Below are 21,661 nucleotides of genomic sequence, written 5' to 3'. Positions count from 1 at the left end.
CAAGGGATATTACCCGGCCAGTCCGGGTAATATCCCTTCTTCCTGTTGAGAAATATTTATGCGCCATGGCTATTTACTAAGCACCTTATTACTGGTTGCCGCAACCGCCCATGCTGGGGTCATTATTAATGGCACTCGCCTGGTCTATCAGGGAGATAAAAAGGAGTCTTCTCTCGGTCTTTCCAATCCGGATGATATCGATTATCTGATTCAGTCCTGGGTAGATTCCGGCGGTAAAAGTCTGACTAAAGCACCTTTCCTGATCACCCCTCCGCTGTTTCGTCTTGATGCAAAACAGGACAACGTTCTGCGCGTGGTACGCACCGGCGGCACTATGCCTGAGGATCGTGAATCTCTGTTTTGGTTGAATATCAAAGCTATCCCGTCATCAAAACATGCTGAAGGGACCAACACGCTGCAAATCGCGATTAATACGCGCATTAAGCTGCTGTATCGCCCCTCGGCTATACAAGGCAAACCGGAAGAGGTTGCCGATAAACTCGAATGGCATCGTGAAGGTCATGATCTGGTCGTGAATAATCCGACCCCGTTTTATATGAATTTCCAGACCGTCACGTTGAATGGTCAAAAAGTCGCAAAGGCCACCTGGGCTATTCCGCAAACGGAAACGCACTTTGCGCTTCCGGCCAATGTGAGCGGGACAACCGTCGCATGGTCGGTGATCACTGATTACGGCAGCATCAGCAAAACCTGGTCCGGTTCCGTCCGCTAAGGACGAAATATAATCATCATGTACACCCATAAAAAGCCTCTAATCCGCCGAATTCCTGCCCTGCTGGTCATCCTCTGTGGCCTGGCAGTGATGTGTTTTGCGCAGACAGTATGGGCAGATGATTATTTCAATCCGGCGCTGTTGGATATTGATAATCCGCAGCAGGCTAAAACTGACCTGAGCATCTATGAAAAAGGCCCAGGGCAGGCGCCCGGCGAATATCAGGTCACCGTCTTTATTAATAATAATAAAGTGGATAGCCGTAGCGTGAGGTTCGAATTACATAAAGCGTCGCAGGGTCATGCTTCACTTCAGCCCTGCTTTAGTCTCGATGAGATCAAAAGCCTGGGGATTAAAGCGAATAACTTTCCGCAGTTGATGGCTAAAGGAAAATGCGCTGACTTAAGCGCGATCCCTGCGGCTTCAGCGACCTTTCGCATCAGCAATCAGCAGCTGTTACTCAGTATTCCGCAGTCTGCGCTGGGCCAAATTCCGCGCGGATATATCGACCCAAAAGAGTTCGACGAAGGCATCAACGCCGGTCTGCTGAACTATAGCGCTACGGCCAGTCAAAGCCACGCTCTACAGCCGGGCGCAGAAGATAACAGCAGCCAATACGTCAACCTGCGGCCAGGCTTTAATATTGGAGCATGGCGCGTTCGTAACTATTCCACCTGGAACCGCAGCACCACCGGTCAAGAAGAACAGCAGAAATTTTCCTCGGTCTACACCTACGCCCAGCGCGATATTGTGGCGATGAAAAGCGATATCACCGTCGGACAGAGCAGCTCGCCATCCGATGTTTTTGACAGCGTGCCTTATACCGGCGCGCAGCTTAACTCCGACAGCGACATGCTGCCGGACAGCGAAAAAGGCTACGCCCCCATCATTCGCGGCACGGCACACAGTAATGCCCTGGTGGTCGTGCGCCAAAACGGCTACGTCATTTATCAGAACACCGTTGCGCCGGGTGCCTTCGAAATTAACGATCTCTACCCTACCGGCAGCAGCGGCGACCTGCAGGTAACGGTGAAAGAAACCGACGGTAGCGAACGCCATTTTGTTGTGCCATACGCTTCCGTCCCCGTACTACAACGCGAAAGACATCTGAAATACAGCGTGACGGCAGGTCGCTATCGTTCTTATGACAACGATGTCGAGAAAACGCCCTTTGCGCAGGGCAGCGCTATTTACGGTCTACCATATGGTTTTACCGCCTATGGCGGCGTGCAACAAAGCAGTCATTACCAGTCTCAGGCTCTGGGCGCGGGCAAAAACTTTGGCGATTTGGGGGCGTTCTCTATTGATGTCACCCGCGCAAAAGCGCTACTCAAGAAACAAAAGGCCAGTCAAGGCCAGTCTTCCCGGATTCGTTACAGCAAAGATTTTGCCGACACCGGCACAAACTTCTCGCTGGCGGGTTACCGCTACAACAGTAAAGGCTTTTACACCATGGAAGACACCATGGAATCGTACACCCACGCAAGCGATTGGTCCGAACCGCAGCAGCGCCGCGCTCGTACCGAGGCAACCATTGACCAAACCCTGGGCGAAGGCTGGGGCTCAATGACCCTAAGTCTGGTGAAAGAGACCTACTGGAGCCAGAACCAGGACATGACCTCGATGAGCGTGAGCTACAACAATAGCTGGAAAGGCGTGAGCTACAGCCTGAGCTACAGCATGAATAAAAACACCGACGACAGCGATGAGGACGGGAAGTCCGTTACCAATGACAACCTTTTCGCGCTGAGCGTGTCGGTTCCGCTCGATCGCTGGATGCATAACACCTGGGCGACCTACAACATGAACAACAGCAAAGACGGCACGACGCAAAATATAGGGCTAAATGGCACCGCGCTACAGGAAGACAATCTTAACTGGAATCTTCAGGAAGGCCTGAGCAATACCGGAAGCGGTAGCTCAACCAGCATGAACGTGGATTACAAAGCCACCTACGGCGAGGTCAGCGGTGGGGTGAGCCAGGATAAAAATCAGCGCAGCGTCAACATCGGTCTACAGGGAGGCGTGGTCGCGCACGCCAACGGGATCACCCTGAGCCAGCCGCTGGGTGAAACCATTGCGCTTATCAAAGCGCCGGGAACACATGGCACCCGCATTACCAGCCAGACCGGCGTCGAGACGGATTTCCGCGGCTACACCGTGGTGCCTTTCATTACTCACTATCGCCATAACACGATTTCACTGGATACCGAAACGCTGCCGGATGATGCCGACGTCACCCACGCCGCGCAGATTGTTACCCCCACGCGCGGTGCAGTGGTCCGGGCGACCTTTAACACCCGCGTGGGTCGCCGCGCCTTACTGACGCTCACACATGATGGTAAACCCCTGCCCTTTGGTGCAACGGTCACGACCGAAGACAAGGATAGCGAATTTATCGTGGGCAATGACGGTCAGACCTATCTTTCCGGTTTACCCCAGCATGGTCGGCTTGCCGTCTCCTGGGGTCAGGATGCCAGCGAGCGGTGCGTCGCTGATTACGCCCTGACGGATGAGAAAGACAAAACCACAATCATTAACGCTGCTGCGCAGTGTCATTAACTCATCGTTCAGGCTCATCCTTATGCAGATAATAAAACCGTGTTTTTTCCTTTTGATTCTGGCAACGGCAGCCTTATTTATGCCGCATGCCAAAGCAACCTGTATCACCCCGGACATGCCTAAAATGATTAACGTGGCCTCTATATCTGTGCCGACGACGCTGGCGGTGGGAGAAACGATCCCCGGTTCCGAACAAACCGCGCACGTCGCAGGGCATTGCGATCAGAGCGTTGATAACGGGCTGGAAATTGTCTCTTGCTACTACGGTACCGGCGCTGAAATCCCTGGCCTGAAAGGGGTGTATGACTCAGGCGTAACCGGCATCGGCGTAGCACTCATGAACGATAAGGGCCAGCGGATCAGCGGAGCGGGCGGCGTGCAGTGCGACTCGCGCGGCACCCCGATTGGCTATGTGTCCGATGATGGGCAGCAAACGTTTAATTTCGACGTGACGCTGCAGCTGGTGAAAACCAGCACCGAAGTCGCCTCCGGAACGCTAATTCAGGCGCAAACGCGATTTGGCATTGGCGTATTTGCTCATGAGGGGATCGGCAGTCCAAACGATATTGCCTACGCCGGGAACGTCAATCTGCAAACCGTCACCTGCTCAGTTCTGCCACGAAATCTGACCGTGGCTCTGGGCGATTTTCCGGTCAGCGACTTCGTCAGCGTCGGCATGCTATCGACGCCTGCAGAAGAGTTTAACGTTACCGTCAACTGTAATAGCACCGTGCAACCTGAAGTGAAAATTTCCAGCGCCAATGGATATGAAACCGCGTTTGAAGGCGTCATTAAGCTCACTCAGCAAAGCGGCATGGCGACGGGAGTCGGTGTCAGAATGCTGTTTGACGGCGAGATTGCTACGTTCGATAACTACGTTAACACCGAGGCCAAGGCGCAAGCCAACCAGACGCTGGCGATTCCTTTCCAGGTTCGCTACGAGCAAATTAGCGATATGGTCACTCCCGGTCCGGCAAATACCGTTGCGACTATCACTCTTGCCTATAAGTGACCCGATGAAAAAAATCCTGCTTTTACTCATTCCTGGCGTGCTGTCGCCCGCTTTTGCGGACACGATTGAAGTGCAAATGACGGGGAACATTTACGCAAATACCTGCGTTATAGACAGCGCCAGTAAGAATCTGACCGTCGATCTGGGACAGGCGGCCTCAAGTGATTTCAAGGACGTGGGCGATACCGGTGAATGGAAAGCGTTTTCGCTGAAGGTCACGCACTGCCCGGCGACCCTCGCGCTGGCGAACGCCTTTTTTTACGGACAGGCAGACAGTGTGCATCCGACAAAATTCGCGAATACCGGCAGTGCAAAAGGGCTTGCGCTGGAAATAGCCGATCGGCAGGACAATATTCTTATTGCCCCGCAAGCGAGCTTTAACGAACTGATTAATCAGGACGATCGTACAGCCACCTTTCCTTTAGCCGCACGCTATTACGCCACTTCCATGCCCATCAGCGCGGGAACGTTCAGCAGCGTCGTGCAGGTGACTTTTACTTACCAGTAGGACCGCGCCCTTTAGCACGGATGCTTTTCTTACGCCCGGTCACCGCTTGTGCCGGGCGTTTTTTTACCTCAGGCACCTCAGGGCGTTCGATAGGAAAAACGGGTAACGCATTCAGCAAACGTTGACCGTAGTTTTTGGTCAGCAAGCGTTTGTCATAAATGACAATCTCTCCCCAGCAGCTATGGCTACGAATCAAACGCCCCACCTGCTGAATAAGATTAAACGACGCTGCCGGCAGGCTTTGCACCTCAAACGGATAGCGGTTCAGGCTTTTCAGCCACTCGCCTTCGGTGATCACCACCGGGCTATCAATGGGCGGGAAGGCAATTTTATGAATATGCACCTGCGTCAGATAATCGCCTTTGAGATCCAGACCTTCGGCAAAAGATTGCAGGCCCACCAGTACGCTGCGCTCGCCGCTATCAATGCGTTTGCGGTGCGCCTCCACCAGGCGATAGCGCGGCTGATCGCCCTGCACCAGCAGTAATAAACGCAAATCGGTGACAAAGGTTAAAAACAGCTGAAGAGCACGGTTGCTGGCAAAAAGAACCAGCATGCCGGGGTATTTTTTGCTCTCGACCTGCTCGCGGAAGAAGGCCGCCATTTCGGCAATATGCTTCTCCTCATGTTCCATCAGCGGCTCGTGCTCCATCTTTGGAATCACCAGCTTGCCCTGCTCGCAGTGATTAAACGGCGAATCCAGCGAGACAAAGCGATCGCCCGCCTTCTCTTTCAGACCGCTCATCTCCTGCAAACGGGAAAAGCTGTTGAGCGATCGCAACGTGGCGGATGTCACTACCACGTGCGGCACGCTACGCCAGATAAGCTTTTCAAGCTGATCGCTGACGCGGATCCCCACGCAGTGGAAGAACAGGTGAATTTGGCCGTCTTTGGCATCGCGGGTCGCCCATTTGGTCACCGGAGCGCCAGAGGCCTGCGCCAGAGACGCCAGTCGCCACAGCTTGCTCTGCCCTTCGAACATGCTTAATGCGCGGTTCATCTGCAATAGGACGCGATGCACGCGCACCACATCATGGGTGCCGGTTTTTTCGCTGAGATCGTTCAAAAACATTTCGGCCAGACCACGCAGCTTTTCGAGGTGCTTCGCCAACTGCTTGCAGATTTCCATGATCTCATCTGGCAGCTCACCCATCGCAAAGCGGTGCTCGGCCTCCTGAGTCGCCGGCAGATAAAGATCGAGAATGTTATTCAGCGAGGCGATCAGCGCGTAAACCTCTTCGCAGTGTTCGCTCAGTCGTTCCGGCACCGCCAGCGGTGGCGTTGTTTTAGGGCGGAACTGCTCCATGCAGGTGGCAATGAGCTTACAGAACAGATCAAGCTGAAGACGAAACCACGGGGCGGTGATCTCCGCACTCATCTCCAGCGCATCGCGCGCCACGTCCGGCAGATGGTGTCCTTCATCGAGCACCAGCAGTAAATTCTTAGGATCGGGCAGGACCGATTCGCTTTCCAGCGCCGCCATCACCAGCGCGTGGTTGGCGACCACCACCTCGGCTTCCTGGATTTCTCGGCGGGCCACGAAAAACGGGCATTCGCGATAGTAATGACAGTTGCGATTCAGACAGCTGGCTTTATCCGTGCTCAGGCGTCGCCACAGATCGTCGCTAATGGCTTTATCGGTGTGATCGCGCAGGCCGTCCCATTTATAGCCATCAAGTTCGACCTTGAGCTTCGCGCACAGATCCTGCTCGGCTTTGTTGTTTGGCGTCAGATCGTCGTCGAGGAACGCCAGCAGATCCTGTTGCGTCGCCTCACTGCTCGCAAGCCCTGCCAGATTACGCGGGCAGACGTAGCGACCGCGACCAAACGCGGCGGTGAATCGCAGCTCAGGGATAATTTTGCGCAGCAACGGCAAATCTTTGCTGTAGATCTGATCCTGGAGTGCCACGTTGGCGGTGCTAATCACCAGTGTTTTTTGCTCTTCACGCGCGATGGCAATACCGGGTATCAAGTAGGAGAGGGTTTTCCCGACGCCAGTGGGCGCTTCGATCGCCAGATGCCGGCCCTCATCTCCGGCGAGCGTTTTCGCCACATCGGCAATCATCTGCCGCTGCGGGGCTCGGGGAATAAAGTCAGGGATCTGTTGTTGCAGCGCCTTATACCAGGCGGCAATTTGCGCTTTGAGCGCAGCGGTTAAAGCCATCGGGGGGAACCTGAAATACTGTATAAACAGCCACTATTGTGGCACTTTATTTTCTCCGCCGCAAAAAGAAAAACCCGGCTTTACGGCCGGGCTTCCAGATTACTACGCGTTGGTAGGTTTACGCGGGCCGCGTCGACGCTGGCCTTCACCTGCGGGTTTTGCTTCCCCGCTGCGCCACGGGTTTTCACCTGCGGGCTTCGCATCACCGGTACGGCGCGGAGGTTTACCTGCCGCTTTCGGTGCGCTACCGTCGGAACGACGCGGCTGCTGGCTGCGTCCACCGCCACCACCCTGACCACGCCCGCCTTGTCCACGACCACCGCCACCCTGACGACCATTCAGAATCGGCTCAGCTTTGATGGACTGATCAACCGCATAGCCTTCGAGGGCGATACGTGGGATCTCTTTCTTCAGCAGGCGTTCGATGTCATGCAACAGCTTGTGCTCATCTACGCAGACCAGAGAAAGTGCTTCACCGGTTGCCGCCGCACGACCGGTACGGCCAATACGGTGAACGTAATCTTCCGGCACGTTTGGCAATTCATAGTTCACCACGTGCGGCAGTTCTTCAATATCCAGACCGCGCGCGGCGATGTCGGTTGCCACCAGTACGCGAATGTCACCGGATTTAAAGTCAGCTAATGCGCGAGTACGTGCGCCCTGGCTTTTATTACCGTGGATAGCGGCACTGCGAATACCATCTTTGTTCAGCTGTTCAGCCAGGTGGTTAGCGCCGTGCTTGGTACGGGTAAAGACCAGCACCTGCTGCCAGTTACCTTCGCCAATCATCTGCGACAGCAGTTCCCGCTTACGCTTTTTGTCCACAAAGTGAACGTACTGGGACACCTGCTCAGAGGCGGTGTTGCGGCGCGCCACTTCGATTTCCAGCGGGTTACGCAGCAGTTTTTCCGCCAGGCCTTTGATCTCATCAGAGAAGGTCGCAGAGAACAGCAGGTTCTGACGCTTAGCAGGCAGTTTTGCCAGCACGCGACGGATATCGTGGATAAAGCCCATGTCCAGCATGCGGTCGGCTTCGTCCAGCACCAGGATTTCTACCTGATCCAACTTAACGGCGTTCTGATGTTCAAGATCCAGCAAACGGCCCGGCGTGGCGACGAGGACATCAACGCCGCTGCGCAGTTTCATCATTTGTGGATTGATGCTCACGCCACCGAAAACCACCAGCGAACGGATGTCGAGATAGCGGCTGTACTCACGCACGTTCTCGCCAATCTGAGCAGCTAGTTCGCGGGTTGGCGTCAGGATCAGGGCGCGCACCGGGCGACGACCAGAGGCATGAGGCTGTTTCTGCACCAGACGCTGCAACAGCGGCAGGGTAAAGCCCGCCGTTTTGCCGGTACCGGTTTGTGCGCTGGCCATGAGATCACGGCCTTCCAGCACCGCAGGGATTGCCTGCTGCTGAATGGGGGTTGGCTCGAGGTATCCCTGTTCTGCGACAGCGCGCAGAATTTCTGGGTTCAGGCCAAGGGTATCAAAAGACATAAAAACTCCGAACCGCCCCGACCGTCACAGGTGTAGTTTTCAGGGAGATAAGACGAAAAGAGTAGGACAAAAACCACAATGTCACGAAGCAGCGGAGTGTAGCAGATTTTGTGAAGTGGCGCATAAAATATCCCTCGATGATTCCTCAGCGAAATATTGCTCCGACCGACTGGACAAGGTGAAAATTTATACATAATCTTAATCAATCGATTGATTAACTTTTAACGGTGTTATGAATCCCACTCCGACAACCACCAAAGGTGAACAGGCCAAGAGTCAGCTCATCGCCGCCGCACTGGCGCAGTTTGGCGAATACGGACTCCATGCCACGACCCGCGATATTGCGGCCCAGGCTGGGCAAAACATCGCTGCCATTCCCTATTACTTTGGTTCGAAGGAAGATTTGTATCTTGCCTGCGCCCAGTGGATAGCCGATTTCATCGGGACTCAATTCCACACGCACGTCGAAGCCGCCACCGCGCTGTTTGACGATCCCACACCGGATCGTGCTGCAATTCGGGCGCTGATCCTCGACGCCTGCAACAATATGATTCGGCTGCTGACGCACGACGATACGCTCAATCTGAGTAAGTTTATCTCACGCGAGCAACTTTCGCCCACTGCCGCCTATCAACTGGTCCACGATCGGGTTATCGACCCCATGCATGCGCATTTGACCCGGCTTATCGCGGCCTATACCGGGCGCAACCCTGATGATACAGAAACCATTTTGCATACCCATGCCCTGCTCGGCCAGGTCCTCGCTTTTCGCCTGGGACGAGAAACGATTTTGTTGCGTACGGGCTGGACACAATTCGATGAGGATAAAGCTGAGCAGATTAGTCAGGTCATCACCTGTCATATCGACCTGATCCTGCAGGGTTTAACGTTAAGGAGCCTGGAGTCATGAAAAAACCTGTCGTCGTCATACTGGCGGTGGTTGTTCTGCTAGCCGCAGGAATCGGTGGCTGGCTGTGGTATCAAAGCCAGCAGGATCGAGGTCTTACACTCTACGGCAACGTAGATATTCGAACGGTCAATATGAGCTTTCGCGTAGGCGGTCGCCTGGCGTCGCTTACGGTTGACGAGGGCGATACCATTAAAACCGGGCAAACGCTGGGCCAGCTGGACAAGGCCCCTTACGAAAATGCGCTGATGCAGGCCAAAGCCGGCGTGTCGGTTGCCCAGGCGCAATATGACCTGATGCTGGCGGGCTATCGTGAAGAGGAAGTTGCTCAGGCGGCAGCAGCCGTTAAACAGGCACAGGCCGCTTACGACTACGCGCAGAATTTCTATAACCGCCAACAGGGTTTGTGGAAAAGCCGCACCGTCTCTGCCAACGATCTTGAAAACGCCCGTTCGTCACGCGATCAGGCGCAGGCTACGCTGAAGTCTGCTCAGGACAAACTCAGCCAGTACCAGACCGGTAATCGCCCGCAGGATATTGCGCAGGCGAAAGCCAACCTCGAACAGGCGCAGGCACAGCTTGCACAGGCGGAACTGGATCTGCATGACACCGTTCTGGTCGCGCCATCCAACGGCACGTTGATGACCCGCGCCGTCGAACCCGGCAGCATGTTAAGCGCGGGTAGCACGGTGCTGACCCTTTCCCTCACCCGTCCGGTTTGGGTACGGGCATATATTGATGAGCCTAATCTAAGCCAGGCGCAGCCGGGCCGCGAACTGCTGCTTTATACCGATGGTCGCCCGGACAAGCCGTATCACGGCAAGGTGGGCTTTGTTTCACCCACCGCTGAATTCACCCCGAAAACGGTCGAAACGCCGGACCTGCGCACCGACCTGGTTTATCGCCTGCGCATTATCGTGACCGATGCCGACGACGCGCTGCGCCAGGGGATGCCTGTCACCGTGACGTTTAACGACGGGGAACGACATGAATGATGCGGTTATCCAGTTAAACGAGCTGGTCAAACGTTTTGCGGGAATGGACAAACCCGCCGTCGCCCCACTCAACTGTACGTTGCAAAAAGGCTACGTGACGGGGCTGGTAGGGCCAGACGGCGCGGGGAAAACGACGCTTATGCGGATGCTCGCAGGCTTGCTCAAGCCTGACGAGGGCAGCGCCTGCGTGCTGGGGCTTGACCCGATCAAAAACGACAGTGAACTGCACGCCATACTCGGCTACATGCCGCAGAAATTTGGGTTATACGAAGATCTGACGGTGATGGAGAATCTTAATCTGTACGCCGATTTGCGCAGCGTCACCGGTGAACAGCGTAAAAAGACCTTCGCACGTCTGCTGGAGTTCACTTCGCTTGGGCCGTTTACCGGCAGGCTGGCGGGTAAACTTTCTGGCGGCATGAAGCAAAAACTGGGGTTGGCCTGCACGCTGGTGGGCGAACCAAAGGTATTGCTGCTGGATGAACCCGGCGTCGGCGTTGACCCTATTTCTCGCCGCGAGCTATGGCAAATGGTTCATGAGCTGGCGGGCGACGGGATGCTTATCCTCTGGAGCACCTCCTATCTCGATGAAGCCGAACAGTGCCGGGACGTGCTGTTGATGAACGAAGGGGAACTGCTGTACCAGGGTGAACCCACGGCACTCACGCAAGGAATGGCTGGGCGATGCTTTTTACTGCACAGTCCGGATGTCACCAACCGCAAATTATTGCAGCGCGTTTTAAGGCTCCCTCAGGTCAGCGACGGTATGATTCAGGGCCGGTCGGTGCGGGTTATCCTCAAAAAAGAGGCCACTCCCGACGATATTCGCAGCGCGAAAGACATGCCGGAAATCGAGATCGAAGAGACAGCGCCGCGCTTTGAAGATGCGTTTATCGATCTGCTCGGCGGTGCGGGTACTTCGGAGTCACCGCTTGCCGCCATCCTGCACACCGTGGAGGGCCAGCCCGACGAAACGGTCATTGAAGCAAAATCGCTCACCAAAAAATTCGGCGATTTTGCCGCGACCGATAACGTCAACTTCGCGGTAAAACGCGGGGAGATTTTTGGTCTGCTCGGCCCAAACGGTGCCGGGAAATCTACCACCTTTAAGATGATGTGCGGCCTGCTGGTGCCCACCGCAGGGAAAGCGCTGGTGTTGGGGATGGATCTGAAGGTCAGCTCCGGTAAAGCGCGCCAGCATCTGGGTTATATGGCGCAGAAATTCTCGCTGTACGGCAACCTGACGGTTGAGCAAAACCTGCGCTTTTTCTCTGGCGTTTACGGCCTGCGAGGCCGTGCGCAGAATGAGAAAATCGCCCGCATGAGCGAGGCGTTCGGCCTGACATCGATTGCCTCTCACGCCACCGATGAACTGCCCCTCGGCTTTAAACAACGGCTGGCGCTGGCCTGTTCGCTGATGCACGAGCCGGATATTTTGTTTCTCGACGAACCCACTTCCGGCGTCGATCCCATTACTCGCCGTGAATTTTGGCTGCATATCAACAGCATGGTGGAAAAAGGCGTCACCGTGATGGTCACCACCCACTTTATGGACGAAGCCGAGTATTGCGACCGCATCGGGCTGGTGTATCGCGGCAAGCTTATCGCCCACGGCACCCCGGACGATTTAAAAGCGCAGGCCGCCGATGATGAACAGCAAGATCCGACCATGGAACAGGCTTTTATCACCTTGATCAACGACTGGGATAAGGAGCATGCCGATGAGCATTAAGGCGATTTCCTGGCGCCGGGTGCGCGCCCTGTGCGTCAAAGAGACGCGGCAAATCGTCCGCGATCCCAGCAGTTGGCTCATTGCCGTGGTGATCCCGTTGCTGCTGTTGTTCATCTTTGGCTACGGTATTAACCTCGATTCCAGCAAGCTGCGGGTGGGGATTTTGCTGGAACAACAGAGCAAAGACGCGCTCGACTTTACCCATGCAATGACCGGCTCCCCTTATATCGACGCGACTATCAGCGATAATCGGCAGGAGCTGATTCAGAAGATGCAGGCCGGGCGTATTCGCGGGTTAATCGTCATTCCCGTTGATTTTGATGCCAACATGGCGCGAGCCGGAAACGACGCACCCATTCAGGTCATCACCGACGGCAGCGAACCGAATACTGCCAACTTTGTGCAGGGCTATGCGGAAGGTATCTGGCAGCTGTGGCAAATGCAGCGCGCCGAGGATCGGGGTGAGAAATTTCAACCCTTAATCGATGTGCAAACCCGCTACTGGTTTAACCCCGCCGCCATCAGCCAGCATTTTATTATCCCCGGCGCGGTGACCATTATCATGACGGTGATCGGCGCTATCCTGACTTCGCTGGTGATCGCGCGTGAATGGGAGCGGGGTACGATGGAGGCGCTGCTGTCAACCGAAGTCACCCGCGTGGAGCTGCTGCTGTGCAAGCTCATCCCCTATTATTTCCTCGGCATGCTGGCCATGCTGCTCTGCATGCTGGTATCGGTGTTTATCCTCAACGTGCCCTATCGCGGCTCGCTGATTCTGCTGTTCCTGATAACGAGCCTGTTTTTACTCAGTACGCTCGGAATGGGGTTGTTGATATCCACCATTACCCGCAACCAGTTTAACGCCGCGCAGGTGGCGCTGAACGCGGCTTTCCTGCCCTCAATCATGCTGTCGGGCTTTATCTTCCAGATAGACAGTATGCCCGCCGTGATCCGCGCGGTGACCTACATTATCCCAGCCCGCTATTTTGTGAATACGCTGCAAAGCCTGTTTCTGGCGGGGAATATTGCGTCAGTGTTAGTGGTCAATATTCTGTTTTTGATGGCGTCGGCAGTGATGTTTATCGGCCTGACGTGGATGAAGACCAAACGGCGTTTGGATTAAGGAGAGGTTATGTTTTATCGTCTTTGGACATTAATCCGTAAAGAGCTGCAATCGCTGCTGCGCGAACCACAGACCCGCGCGATCCTGATTGTGCCGGTGCTCATTCAGGTGCTGCTTTTCCCGTTTGCCGCCACGCTTGAGGTCACTAACGCCACCATTGCGGTATACAACGAAGACAACGGCAAGCATTCGGTGGAGCTGACCCAGCGTTTTGCTCGTGCTAAAGCCTTCACTCACGTCCTGTTGCTCAAGAGCCCACAGGAGATCAAGCCCACCATCGACACGCAAAAAGCGCTGCTTCTGGTGCGCTTCCCGGCAGATTTCTCCCGCAATCTGGATACCTTCCAGACCGCGCCAATGCAGCTGATTCTTGATGGGCGTAACTCTAACAGCGCCCAGATTGCGGCGAATTATTTGCAGCAGGTGGTGAAGGATTACCAGCAGGAGTTAATGCAGGGCAAAGCGAAACCGAATAACAGCGAGCTGGTCGTTCGCAACTGGTACAACCCGAATCTGGATTACAAATGGTTTGTGGTGCCCTCGCTCATCGCCATGATCACCACCATTGGCGTGATGATCGTGACCTCATTGTCCGTTGCCCGCGAGCGCGAACAAGGCACGCTCGATCAACTGCTGGTTTCACCGCTGGCGACCTGGCAAATTTTTGTCGGTAAAGCGGTTCCCGCGCTGATTGTTGCCACCTTCCAGGCCAGTATTGTGCTGGGGATTGGCATCTGGGCGTATCAAATTCCGTTCGCCGGATCGCTGGCGCTGTTTTACTTTACGATGCTGATATACGGGTTATCGCTGGTGGGATTCGGTCTGCTGATTTCCGCGCTGTGCTCCACGCAGCAGCAGGCATTTATCGGGGTGTTTGTGTTTATGATGCCCGCGATTTTGCTGTCGGGCTACGTCTCGCCGGTAGAGAACATGCCGGTCTGGTTACAGGATTTAACGTGGGTAAACCCGATACGACACTTTACGGATATCACGAAGCAAATTTATCTGAAGGATGCGAGTCTGGATATCGTATGGGGAAGCTTGTGGCCGCTACTGGTCATAGCGGCCACGACGGGTTCAGTGGCGTACGCGATGTTTAGACGCAATATCGCTTAGCTTTTTCTCTTTGGTCAGTAACGACACAATCGCGGGACCTGCCAGAATAACCAGGCCCGCCAGGGCCAGCAGCAGGTTGTTTTGCAATACGCGCGACAATAGCCACAAAACAATCATGGCGGCACCAAAATACCAGGTGGTGGTGAGCTCTTCGAGCACATCACCCACTTCACGCCAACGCGCTTCATGGTGACGCTGTAAAAACAGCATCGACAGCACGGTAACGCCATACATCACGCATAACCCCAAGCCGACATGCACCAGTGAGCCGCTCATCCAGCCCATTACCAGTACTGCCACGACCAGTAAATGCAACATTATCTGCCAGCAACTGAGGCCAGTTGTGACACGAACGCGTTGTTGCCACTTCATGGCTTCTCTCCTGAAGGATATTTCTCTGCTAGTTCAGAGTACCGCACTTTACGGAAAATTCCGTAACACCGCATCTTTTTGTGACGCCGACTACACTTTATTTTCATCAGGATAGTGACGCTGGCAGGAGCATATGACCCAACAAACCCGGCATTTTTCATTAAAAATATTGACGATCAACACACACAAAGGCTTCACGGCATTTAACCGCCGCTTCATTTTACCCGAGCTGCGCGATGCGGTACGCACCGTCGGCGCGGATATTGTCTGCCTGCAGGAAGTGATGGGTGCGCATGAAATCCACCCCATGCATGTGGAGAACTGGCCGGACACGACGCACTACGAGTTTCTGGCCGATACCATGTGGAGTGACTATGCCTACGGGCGCAACGCGGTCTATCCCGAAGGACATCACGGCAATGCCGTGCTGTCTCGCTTCCCTATCGAACATTATGAAAATCATGACGTGTCAGTGGGCGAAAGCGAAAAACGCGGGCTGCTTTACTGTCGAATCACCCCACCTGAGCTTGCCTTCCCTGTTCACGTCGGCTGCGTGCATCTGGGCTTACGCGAAGCGCACCGACAGGCACAGCTGCAAATGATGGCAAATTGGGTCAATGCGCTGCCGGAAGGTGAACCCGTGGTGGTGGCAGGCGATTTTAACGACTGGCGTCAACGTGCTAATCACCTGTTGAAGGCAAAAGCAGGGCTGGATGAAATCTTTACCCGCGCCCACGGCCGTCCGGCGCGAACCTTTCCGGTGAACTTTCCGGTGCTGCGCCTTGACCGGATTTACGTCAAAAATGCCCATGCCAGCAGCCCGAGCGCGCTGGTACTGCGCACGTGGCGTCATCTGTCCGACCATGCCCCTTTAAGTGCGGAGATCCACTTATGAAATGTTCATGGCAAGAAGGAAATCGGATTACGCTCCTGGAAAACGGCGATGAATATTATCCCGCAGTCTTCGCCGCCATCGGCAAAGCGCAACACAGAGTGATCCTGGAAACCTTTATCTGGTTCGAGGACGGCGTGGGTCGTCAGCTCCACGAGGCGATATTGCGCGCCGCCCAGCGCGGCGTCACCGTCGAAGTGTTGCTCGACGGCTACGGTTCACCCGACTTGAGCGATGAATTCGTCAATGAATTAACCTCGGCAGGCGTGGTTTTCCGCTATTACGATCCGCGCCCTCCTCTGCTGGGGATGCGCACCAACGTCTTTCGCCGCATGCACCGTAAGATAGTGGTCATTGATGATAGCGTCGCCTTTGTCGGCGGCATTAACTATTCCGATGAACATATGTCCGATTACGGCCCGGAAGCGAAGCAGGATTACGCGGTACGCGTGGAAGGCCCAGTGGTCCAGGATATTTTACTCTTCGAGCTGGAAAATCTACCAGGCCAGTCTGCTGCACGTCGCTGGTGGAAACGTCGTCACCGCCCGGAGGAGAACCACAAACCCGGCGAGGCACAGGCGCTGTTTATCTGGCGCGATAACGCAGACCATCGCGATGCCATTGAGCGCCACTATCTGAAGATGCTGGCGAACGCCAAACGCGAGGTGATTATTGCTAATGCCTATTTCTTCCCGGGCTATCGTCTCCTGCATGCGATGCGCAATGCAGCACGACGCGGCGTGCGGGTCAAACTGATCGTTCAGGGCGAGCCGGACATGCCGATTGTCACCGTTGGCGCGCGGCTGCTGTACGATTATCTGGTGAAAGGCGGCGTACAGATTTACGAATATCGTCGCCGCCCCCTGCACGGCAAGGTGGCGATAATGGACGATCACTGGGCTACCGTCGGCTCCAGCAATCTCGATCCCCTCAGCCTGTCTTTGAATCTGGAAGCAAATCTTATCGTCCACGATCGGGAGTTCAATCAAACGCTGCGGGATAATCTCAACGGGATTATCGCCCGCGACTGTGTGCGGGTGGATGATTCGATGGTGCCGAAACGCACCTGGTGGAACCTCACCAAAAGCGTGGTGGTGTTCCACTTCCTGCGCCATTTCCCGGCACTCGTGGGCTGGCTTCCTGCCCATACGCCGAAGCTTGCGCTGGTGCCAGCTCCGGTGCAGCCCGAAATGGAAACCCAGGATCGCGTTGAAGCCGAAAACACGGGAGTGAAGCCATAATGAGCAAATCGCATCCTCGCTGGCGTCTGGCTAAAAAAATTCTGACCTGGCTGTTTTTCATCGCCGTTGCGGTCCTGCTGGTGGTATACGCGCAAAAAGTAGACTGGGAAGAGGTCTGGAAGGTCATTCGCAATTATGACCGCGTCGCGCTGCTGAGCGCGGTCGGCCTGGTTATCCTGAGCTATCTGCTCTATGGCTGTTATGACCTGCTGGGGCGCGCGTACTGTGGACACAAGCTCGCGAAACGCCAGGTGATGCTGGTGTCGTTTATCTGCTACGCGTTCAACCTGACGCTAAGTACCTGGGTCGGCGGCATTGGGATGCGCTACCGGCTTTATTCGCGGCTCGGGCTGCCGAGCAGCACGATCACCCGAATCTTCTCGCTGAGCATTACCACTAACTGGCTGGGCTATATCTTGCTCGGGGGGGTTATCTTTACTTTCGGCGTGGTCCAGTTGCCTGCGCACTGGTATATCGACGAATCAACGCTTCAGATTATGGGCATCGTATTGCTGGTGATGATCGCCGCCTATCTGTGGGCCTGCGCTTTCGCCAGGCGACGCCATATGACCTTCAAAGGGCAAAAACTGGTCCTGCCGACTTGGAAATTCGCCCTGCTGCAAATGGTGATTTCCAGCGCCAACTGGATGGCCATGGGCGCGATTATTTGGCTATTGATTGGCGAGGATATTAACTATTTCTTCGTGCTGGGCGTGCTACTGGTGAGCAGTATCGCGGGGGTGATTGTCCATATTCCGGCGGGAATTGGGGTACTGGAAGCGGTATTCATCGCCCTGCTGGCAGGCGAACATGTTTCGCACGGCACCATCATTGCGGCACTGCTGGCCTATCGTATGCTGTATTACTTCTTGCCGCTGGCGCTGGCGACAGTCTGTTATCTGCTACTGGAAAGCCGCGCGAAAAAACTGCGGGCCAAAAACGAGAAGGCGATGGCGAAGTGATGGTGTCGGGTGGGGTGCGATCTGATGCCCTCACCTCGGCCCTCCCCCACAGGGAGAGGGTTAGGGTGAGGGTGAGGGCAAAAAGATTAACGACGATTACCAAATATCCGCAGCAGCATCAGGAACAGGTTAATGAAGTCCAGATACAGCGTCAGCGCGCCAAGGATGGCGTATTTGCGCAGGTTTGATGTGTCACGAACGTCAATTTGCTCACCGATGTTTTTCAGCTTCTGCGTGTCGTAGGCGGTTAAGCCGACGAAGACGATCACCCCGATATAGGTCACTGCCCACATCAGCGCTTCGCTTTTCAGCCAGAAGTTCACCAACGACGCCAGAACGATACCAATCAGCGCCATAAACAGCATGTTACCGAATCCGCTAAGATCGCGTTTGGTGGTGTAGCCATAGAGGCTCATTGCACCAAACATCCCGCCTGCAACCACAAAAGTACTGGCGATAGATGAGTAGGTATAAACGATAAATATGCTGGAAAGCGTTAGCCCGGTGAGCGCTGAATAGAGCATAAATAGCGTGGTCGCCATGCCCGCACTGAGCTTTTGCACCAGGCCAGACAGCACAAACACCAGCGCCAGCTGAGCAATGATCAGCCCAAAGAAGGTGATCTTACTGGAAAAGATAAACATCATCAGCGAAGGGGTGTTCGCTGCGTACCACGCGATAAACGCGGTTAGCAACAACCCGACCGTCATCCAGCCGTAAACCTGCGCCATATACGTCTGCAATCCCGTACGGGTCTGCTGCACTATCGAATCGGAACGCGGAAATCGGTCCATGATTCACTCCTGATTAAGTGGAAATTCTCTATAAGACTAACACATACGCGCCATAACGATTACCAGCGGCTGGCCGCTTCTTTATCGCTGTCGCGCGACTCAACCCAGCGCTCGCCTTCCGGCGTGGCTTCACGCTTCCAGAACGGCGCTTTGGTTTTAAGATAATCCATAATGAACTCACCCGCCGCAAATGCACTACTGCGATGCGCACTGGTCACGCCGACAAAGACAATTTCTTCACCCGTCCACATTTCACCGATGCGGTGAATGACGGTCACGCGCCCCAGCGGCCAGCGGCTTCGTGATTCATCCACAATCTCCGCCAGCGAGCGCTCAGTCATGCCAGGATAGTGTTCAAGGGTCAGCGCCTTTACGCTCTCGCCCAGATTGTGATTACGGACTTTGCCGGTAAAAGTCACGACCGCACCGTCTTCATCGCGCTCTGCAAGCCAGGTATATTCTGTTCCGACGCTAAAGCGTTCAGGTCCAACGACAATACGCGTTTCAGACACGATCAACCTCCTGTTACCGGCGGGAAAAACGCCACCTCATCGCCCGGTGCAATAGGATGGCTGAACTCCACCAACGTCTGGTTGACGGCGGCTAGCAGCTTGCCCTGTTCCAGCGCCAGCGCCCATCGGTCGCTCTGGGCGGCGAGGTGCGCACGTAGCGTTTCGACGTTATCGAACGCGGGTTCCAGCGTCAGGCTATCGGTGCCGACCAGCTCGCGAACCTGCGCAAAAAACAGCACCTTAATCATGGCTACCTGCCTTAAAATCGCCTGATTTCCCACCGCTTTTCGCCAGCAGGCGAACCGGGCCAATCACCATATCTTTTTGCACCGCTTTGCACATATCGTAAATGGTTAACGCTGCGACGGAAGCCGCCGTGAGCGCTTCCATTTCAACACCGGTTTTCCCCGTCAGGCGGCACAGTGATTCAATACGCACGCGGCTGTGTTCGGGCTGCGCCTGCAGATTCACTTCAACTTTACTTAACATCAGCGGATGGCAAAGCGGGATAAGATCCCAGGTTCGTTTCGCAGCCTGAATGCCCGCGATACGCGCAGTCGCAAAAACATCACCCTTGTGATGGCTGCCGTCGATAATCATCGCCAGCGTTTCTGGCAGCATGGTAACAAACGCTTCCGCGCGCGCTTCGCGCACCGTTTCTGCCTTGGCGGAAACGTCCACCATATGTGCTTCGCCAGCGGCGTTAATGTGGGTCAATTGCGACATAGTTATTTCTTTAAATGAGGGTGAAAGTTACACGGACGGGTACGGGCATCCAACTGCGGCGCAATGATATTTTCCCACGCGGTACGACAGGCTTTGGTGGAGCCAGGCATGGCAAAAATTAGCGTCTGATTTGCGATCCCGGCAACCGCGCGAGATTGCAGCGTGGACGTACCAATCTCTTCAAAAGAGAGCATGCGGAACACTTCACCAAAGCCTTCCACTTCGCGATCAAACAGAGGCAGCAACGCCTCTGGAGCCTGATCGCCTGCGGTAAAACCGGTGCCGCCAGTGATCAACACCACCTGCACCTCTTCGCTGGCGATCCACTGCGAGACCTGAGCGCGAATCGCGTAGCGGTTTTCTTTCACAATTGCTTTATCGACAATGTGATGACCCACTTCATGCGCCGCGTCGCGCAGCCAGTGCCCTGAGGTATCATCCTCTTCGCCCCGGCGTTCTGAAATAGTTAGTATAGCGATACGTGTCGGGATAAATTCTGCACTTACCTGACTCATCGTCATGTTCCTTTTAAGCCGATTACCCGCCGATGTAGGACAGGTTCTGAGTAATACCGGTGTCGCCCTGATGCAGGAAATGAGTCTGCTTTTTCTGCGCCAGAGCAGCTGAGATACGTGCTTCAAGGGCATCCTGTTGGGCGTCATCTTCCAGCAAATCCCGGAGATCGACGCCACCGTCGCCAAACAGGCACAAATGCAGCTTACCGATCGACGAAACGCGCAGACGGTTACAGCTGGCGCAGAAGTCTTTCTCATACGGCATGATAAGGCCGATTTCGCCTTCATAATCCGGGTGACAGAAGACCTGAGCCGGACCATCACTGCGCTGGCGAATCTGATGGATCCAGCCGCGTTTAAGCAGCTCATCGCGCAGCACCATGCCGGAGATGTGATGACGGCGGAACAGGTCGCTGCCCTCGCCTGTTTCCATCAGCTCAATAAAACGCAGTTGAATGCGGCGCGGTTTGATCCACGCGAGAAAGGCGTCCAGCTGATGATGGTTTACATCGCGCATCAGCACCGTATTGACTTTGACCTTCTCAAAACCCGCAGTAAAGGCGGCGTCGATACCGTCCATCACCTGCTGGAATTTATCCTGCCCAGTGATGGCGTGGAATTGCCGCGCGTCGAGGCTATCGACGCTGACGTTAATCGCCGTGAGGCCCGCCTCGCGCCAGCTCGCCACGTCGCGCGCCATGCGGTAGCCATTGGTGGTTACGGCAATTTGACGAATATTTTCGTTTTCGCGGATTGCGGCAATGATGTCAGGGAAATCACGGCGCAGGGAAGGCTCCCCGCCGGTGAGACGTACTTTTTCCGTCCCCAGTTCAGAGAATGCACGCGTGACGCGGCGCACCTCATCGACGGAAAGAAAGCCGTTATTGGTGACGCTGCCGGGCTTGTAGCCGTTTGGCAGGCAATAGGTGCAACGGAAGTTGCACACATCGGTAATCGACAGACGTAAATAGAAAAACTTACGCGCGAAAGCATCAGTGAGTTGTGAAGCCATGTACACCTTTCCAGATACGGGAGGCACAGTCATTTCTTTCTGTACCCTGGTGGCGATACCGCCACGGCCAGAGCACCATATCTTTCGACACAGGCGCAAAGGCTAGAGTGTATGTTTTCATAATAGAAAACGTGGTTATGCCGATAGTAGCGCGGAAATCACGGTTTCGCCATTTCCGGTTTCGCTATATACTTTTATACATAGCGACTTAATCGTGCATTTTCACTACAGGATACGCAAAAATCACAGTTTCGCATTGATATACGTCATTTTGCGAGGG

21 protein-coding genes and 1 riboswitch are annotated in these 21,661 nt (G+C 54.9%); of the genes, 12 read left to right on the top strand and 9 right to left on the bottom strand.

Annotated elements, in window-relative coordinates:
• The first annotated feature begins 58 nt into the window (after positions 1–58).
• The 4 genes from AC6EMZ_RS02790 to AC6EMZ_RS02775 are packed head-to-tail and all read left to right on the top strand — an operon-like array spanning position 59 to position 4,815.
• Positions 59–733: a fimbrial biogenesis chaperone gene (locus AC6EMZ_RS02790; RefSeq protein ID WP_498400851.1), complete on the top strand. Its 675-nt coding sequence runs from the start codon at positions 59–61 to the stop codon at positions 731–733.
• 18 nt (positions 734–751) lie between these two features.
• Entirely contained in the window at positions 752–3,295 is a 2,544-nt protein-coding gene (locus AC6EMZ_RS02785; RefSeq protein ID WP_498400850.1) for a fimbria/pilus outer membrane usher protein, read from the top strand.
• A 22-nt stretch (positions 3,296–3,317) separates the two neighbouring features.
• Positions 3,318–4,307, top strand: coding sequence for a fimbrial protein (locus AC6EMZ_RS02780; protein ID WP_498400849.1), 990 nt, complete (start codon positions 3,318–3,320; stop codon positions 4,305–4,307).
• Positions 4,308–4,311: 4 nt separating this feature from the next.
• The gene (locus AC6EMZ_RS02775; protein ID WP_498400848.1) at positions 4,312–4,815 is read left to right on the top strand and encodes a fimbrial protein; all 504 of its coding nucleotides are present in this window, start codon (positions 4,312–4,314) and stop codon (positions 4,813–4,815) included.
• Here AC6EMZ_RS02775 and dinG read toward each other — a convergent pair.
• Positions 4,802–6,979, bottom strand: coding sequence for an ATP-dependent DNA helicase DinG (gene dinG, locus AC6EMZ_RS02770; protein WP_498400847.1), 2,178 nt, complete (start codon positions 6,977–6,979; stop codon positions 4,802–4,804). The two genes, AC6EMZ_RS02775 and dinG, sit on opposite strands and share 14 nt — an antisense overlap.
• Before the next feature lie 102 nt (positions 6,980–7,081).
• The gene (rhlE, locus tag AC6EMZ_RS02765) at positions 7,082–8,482 is read right to left on the bottom strand and encodes an ATP-dependent RNA helicase RhlE (RefSeq protein WP_498400846.1); all 1,401 of its coding nucleotides are present in this window, start codon (positions 8,480–8,482) and stop codon (positions 7,082–7,084) included.
• 232 nt (positions 8,483–8,714) lie between these two features.
• Here rhlE and cecR point away from each other — a divergent pair, with 232 nt between their 5' ends.
• From cecR to AC6EMZ_RS02740, 5 genes are read left to right on the top strand one after another with little or no spacing between them, the layout of a single operon-like run.
• The gene (gene cecR / locus AC6EMZ_RS02760) at positions 8,715–9,392 is read left to right on the top strand and encodes a transcriptional regulator CecR (protein ID WP_498400844.1); all 678 of its coding nucleotides are present in this window, start codon (positions 8,715–8,717) and stop codon (positions 9,390–9,392) included.
• Entirely contained in the window at positions 9,389–10,384 is a 996-nt protein-coding gene (gene hlyD / locus AC6EMZ_RS02755) for a secretion protein HlyD (protein WP_498400843.1), read from the top strand. Before cecR ends, hlyD begins: the two co-directional genes overlap by 4 nt.
• A complete protein-coding gene (locus AC6EMZ_RS02750) occupies positions 10,377–12,116 on the top strand; it encodes an ATP-binding cassette domain-containing protein (RefSeq protein ID WP_498400842.1) in 1,740 nt (579 codons plus the stop codon). The genes hlyD and AC6EMZ_RS02750 overlap by 8 nt, the downstream gene beginning before the upstream one ends.
• On the top strand, positions 12,106–13,239 hold the full coding sequence (locus tag AC6EMZ_RS02745) for an ABC transporter permease (protein ID WP_498400841.1): 1,134 nt from the start codon (positions 12,106–12,108) through the stop codon (positions 13,237–13,239). The genes AC6EMZ_RS02750 and AC6EMZ_RS02745 overlap by 11 nt, the downstream gene beginning before the upstream one ends.
• A gap of 9 nt (positions 13,240–13,248) precedes the next feature.
• Positions 13,249–14,355: an ABC transporter permease gene (locus tag AC6EMZ_RS02740; RefSeq protein WP_498400839.1), complete on the top strand. Its 1,107-nt coding sequence runs from the start codon at positions 13,249–13,251 to the stop codon at positions 14,353–14,355.
• Here AC6EMZ_RS02740 and AC6EMZ_RS02735 read toward each other — a convergent pair.
• On the bottom strand, positions 14,317–14,727 hold the full coding sequence (locus AC6EMZ_RS02735; RefSeq protein WP_498400838.1) for a YbhQ family protein: 411 nt from the start codon (positions 14,725–14,727) through the stop codon (positions 14,317–14,319). The genes AC6EMZ_RS02740 and AC6EMZ_RS02735 overlap by 39 nt on opposite strands.
• 133 nt (positions 14,728–14,860) lie before the next feature.
• Here AC6EMZ_RS02735 and AC6EMZ_RS02730 point away from each other — a divergent pair, with 133 nt between their 5' ends.
• Genes AC6EMZ_RS02730 through AC6EMZ_RS02720 form a run of 3 tightly spaced genes read left to right on the top strand, consistent with a single transcriptional unit; the run spans position 14,861 to position 17,822 of the window.
• Positions 14,861–15,622: an endonuclease/exonuclease/phosphatase family protein gene (locus AC6EMZ_RS02730; RefSeq protein ID WP_498400837.1), complete on the top strand. Its 762-nt coding sequence runs from the start codon at positions 14,861–14,863 to the stop codon at positions 15,620–15,622.
• A complete protein-coding gene (gene clsB / locus AC6EMZ_RS02725; protein ID WP_498400836.1) occupies positions 15,619–16,860 on the top strand; it encodes a cardiolipin synthase ClsB in 1,242 nt (413 codons plus the stop codon). The genes AC6EMZ_RS02730 and clsB overlap by 4 nt, the downstream gene beginning before the upstream one ends.
• Positions 16,860–17,822: a lysylphosphatidylglycerol synthase domain-containing protein gene (locus tag AC6EMZ_RS02720; protein WP_498400835.1), complete on the top strand. Its 963-nt coding sequence runs from the start codon at positions 16,860–16,862 to the stop codon at positions 17,820–17,822. Before clsB ends, AC6EMZ_RS02720 begins: the two co-directional genes overlap by 1 nt.
• A gap of 86 nt (positions 17,823–17,908) precedes the next feature.
• On the opposite strand, the gene AC6EMZ_RS02715 is transcribed toward AC6EMZ_RS02720, so the two are convergent.
• The 6 genes from AC6EMZ_RS02715 to moaA all read right to left on the bottom strand — a co-directional run bounded on the left by AC6EMZ_RS02715 (position 17,909) and on the right by moaA (position 21,381).
• Positions 17,909–18,616, bottom strand: coding sequence for a Bax inhibitor-1/YccA family protein (locus AC6EMZ_RS02715; protein ID WP_498400834.1), 708 nt, complete (start codon positions 18,614–18,616; stop codon positions 17,909–17,911).
• Positions 18,617–18,675: 59 nt separating this feature from the next.
• Positions 18,676–19,128, bottom strand: a complete 453-nt coding sequence (gene moaE / locus AC6EMZ_RS02710; RefSeq protein ID WP_498400833.1) for a molybdopterin synthase catalytic subunit MoaE — start codon at positions 19,126–19,128, stop codon at positions 18,676–18,678.
• A gap of 2 nt (positions 19,129–19,130) precedes the next feature.
• Positions 19,131–19,376 carry a molybdopterin synthase sulfur carrier subunit gene (moaD, locus tag AC6EMZ_RS02705; RefSeq protein WP_498400831.1) on the bottom strand — a complete coding sequence of 82 codons (246 nt, stop codon included), beginning with the start codon at positions 19,374–19,376 and terminating at the stop codon, positions 19,131–19,133.
• A complete protein-coding gene (gene moaC, locus AC6EMZ_RS02700; RefSeq protein WP_498400830.1) occupies positions 19,369–19,854 on the bottom strand; it encodes a cyclic pyranopterin monophosphate synthase MoaC in 486 nt (161 codons plus the stop codon). The genes moaD and moaC overlap by 8 nt, the downstream gene beginning before the upstream one ends.
• Before the next feature lie 2 nt (positions 19,855–19,856).
• Entirely contained in the window at positions 19,857–20,369 is a 513-nt protein-coding gene (gene moaB, locus AC6EMZ_RS02695; RefSeq protein ID WP_498400829.1) for a molybdenum cofactor biosynthesis protein B, read from the bottom strand.
• A 22-nt stretch (positions 20,370–20,391) separates the two neighbouring features.
• Positions 20,392–21,381 (bottom strand): GTP 3',8-cyclase MoaA, encoded by a 990-nt coding sequence (gene moaA / locus AC6EMZ_RS02690; protein WP_498400828.1) that lies wholly within the window; start codon positions 21,379–21,381, stop codon positions 20,392–20,394.
• Positions 21,369–21,503, bottom strand: a riboswitch (molybdenum cofactor riboswitch). (Overlaps the previous gene by 13 nt.)
• Between the last annotated feature and the right edge of the window lie 158 nt (positions 21,504–21,661).

The organism is Enterobacter sp. SCRI0065, assembly GCF_059766475.1.
This window is presented reverse-complemented; position numbering and strand designations above follow the sequence as displayed.

Excerpts from the sequence above, each read along its gene's own strand:
- AC6EMZ_RS02790 (WP_498400851.1), top strand. The coding sequence starts at position 59 with ATGCGCCATGGCTATTTACTAAGCACCTTATTACTGGTTGCCGCAACC.
- AC6EMZ_RS02785 (WP_498400850.1), top strand. The coding sequence starts at position 752 with ATGTACACCCATAAAAAGCCTCTAATCCGCCGAATTCCTGCCCTGCTG.
- AC6EMZ_RS02780 (WP_498400849.1), top strand. The coding sequence starts at position 3,318 with ATGCAGATAATAAAACCGTGTTTTTTCCTTTTGATTCTGGCAACGGCA.
- AC6EMZ_RS02775 (WP_498400848.1), top strand. The coding sequence starts at position 4,312 with ATGAAAAAAATCCTGCTTTTACTCATTCCTGGCGTGCTGTCGCCCGCT.
- dinG (WP_498400847.1), bottom strand. The coding sequence starts at position 6,979 with ATGGCTTTAACCGCTGCGCTCAAAGCGCAAATTGCCGCCTGGTATAAG.
- rhlE (WP_498400846.1), bottom strand. The coding sequence starts at position 8,482 with ATGTCTTTTGATACCCTTGGCCTGAACCCAGAAATTCTGCGCGCTGTC.
- cecR (WP_498400844.1), top strand. The coding sequence starts at position 8,715 with ATGAATCCCACTCCGACAACCACCAAAGGTGAACAGGCCAAGAGTCAG.
- hlyD (WP_498400843.1), top strand. The coding sequence starts at position 9,389 with ATGAAAAAACCTGTCGTCGTCATACTGGCGGTGGTTGTTCTGCTAGCC.
- AC6EMZ_RS02750 (WP_498400842.1), top strand. The coding sequence starts at position 10,377 with ATGAATGATGCGGTTATCCAGTTAAACGAGCTGGTCAAACGTTTTGCG.
- AC6EMZ_RS02745 (WP_498400841.1), top strand. The coding sequence starts at position 12,106 with ATGAGCATTAAGGCGATTTCCTGGCGCCGGGTGCGCGCCCTGTGCGTC.
- AC6EMZ_RS02740 (WP_498400839.1), top strand. The coding sequence starts at position 13,249 with ATGTTTTATCGTCTTTGGACATTAATCCGTAAAGAGCTGCAATCGCTG.
- AC6EMZ_RS02735 (WP_498400838.1), bottom strand. The coding sequence starts at position 14,727 with ATGAAGTGGCAACAACGCGTTCGTGTCACAACTGGCCTCAGTTGCTGG.
- AC6EMZ_RS02730 (WP_498400837.1), top strand. The coding sequence starts at position 14,861 with ATGACCCAACAAACCCGGCATTTTTCATTAAAAATATTGACGATCAAC.
- clsB (WP_498400836.1), top strand. The coding sequence starts at position 15,619 with ATGAAATGTTCATGGCAAGAAGGAAATCGGATTACGCTCCTGGAAAAC.
- AC6EMZ_RS02720 (WP_498400835.1), top strand. The coding sequence starts at position 16,860 with ATGAGCAAATCGCATCCTCGCTGGCGTCTGGCTAAAAAAATTCTGACC.
- AC6EMZ_RS02715 (WP_498400834.1), bottom strand. The coding sequence starts at position 18,616 with ATGGACCGATTTCCGCGTTCCGATTCGATAGTGCAGCAGACCCGTACG.
- moaD (WP_498400831.1), bottom strand. The coding sequence starts at position 19,376 with ATGATTAAGGTGCTGTTTTTTGCGCAGGTTCGCGAGCTGGTCGGCACC.
- moaC (WP_498400830.1), bottom strand. The coding sequence starts at position 19,854 with ATGTCGCAATTGACCCACATTAACGCCGCTGGCGAAGCACATATGGTG.
- moaB (WP_498400829.1), bottom strand. The coding sequence starts at position 20,369 with ATGAGTCAGGTAAGTGCAGAATTTATCCCGACACGTATCGCTATACTA.
- moaA (WP_498400828.1), bottom strand. The coding sequence starts at position 21,381 with ATGGCTTCACAACTCACTGATGCTTTCGCGCGTAAGTTTTTCTATTTA.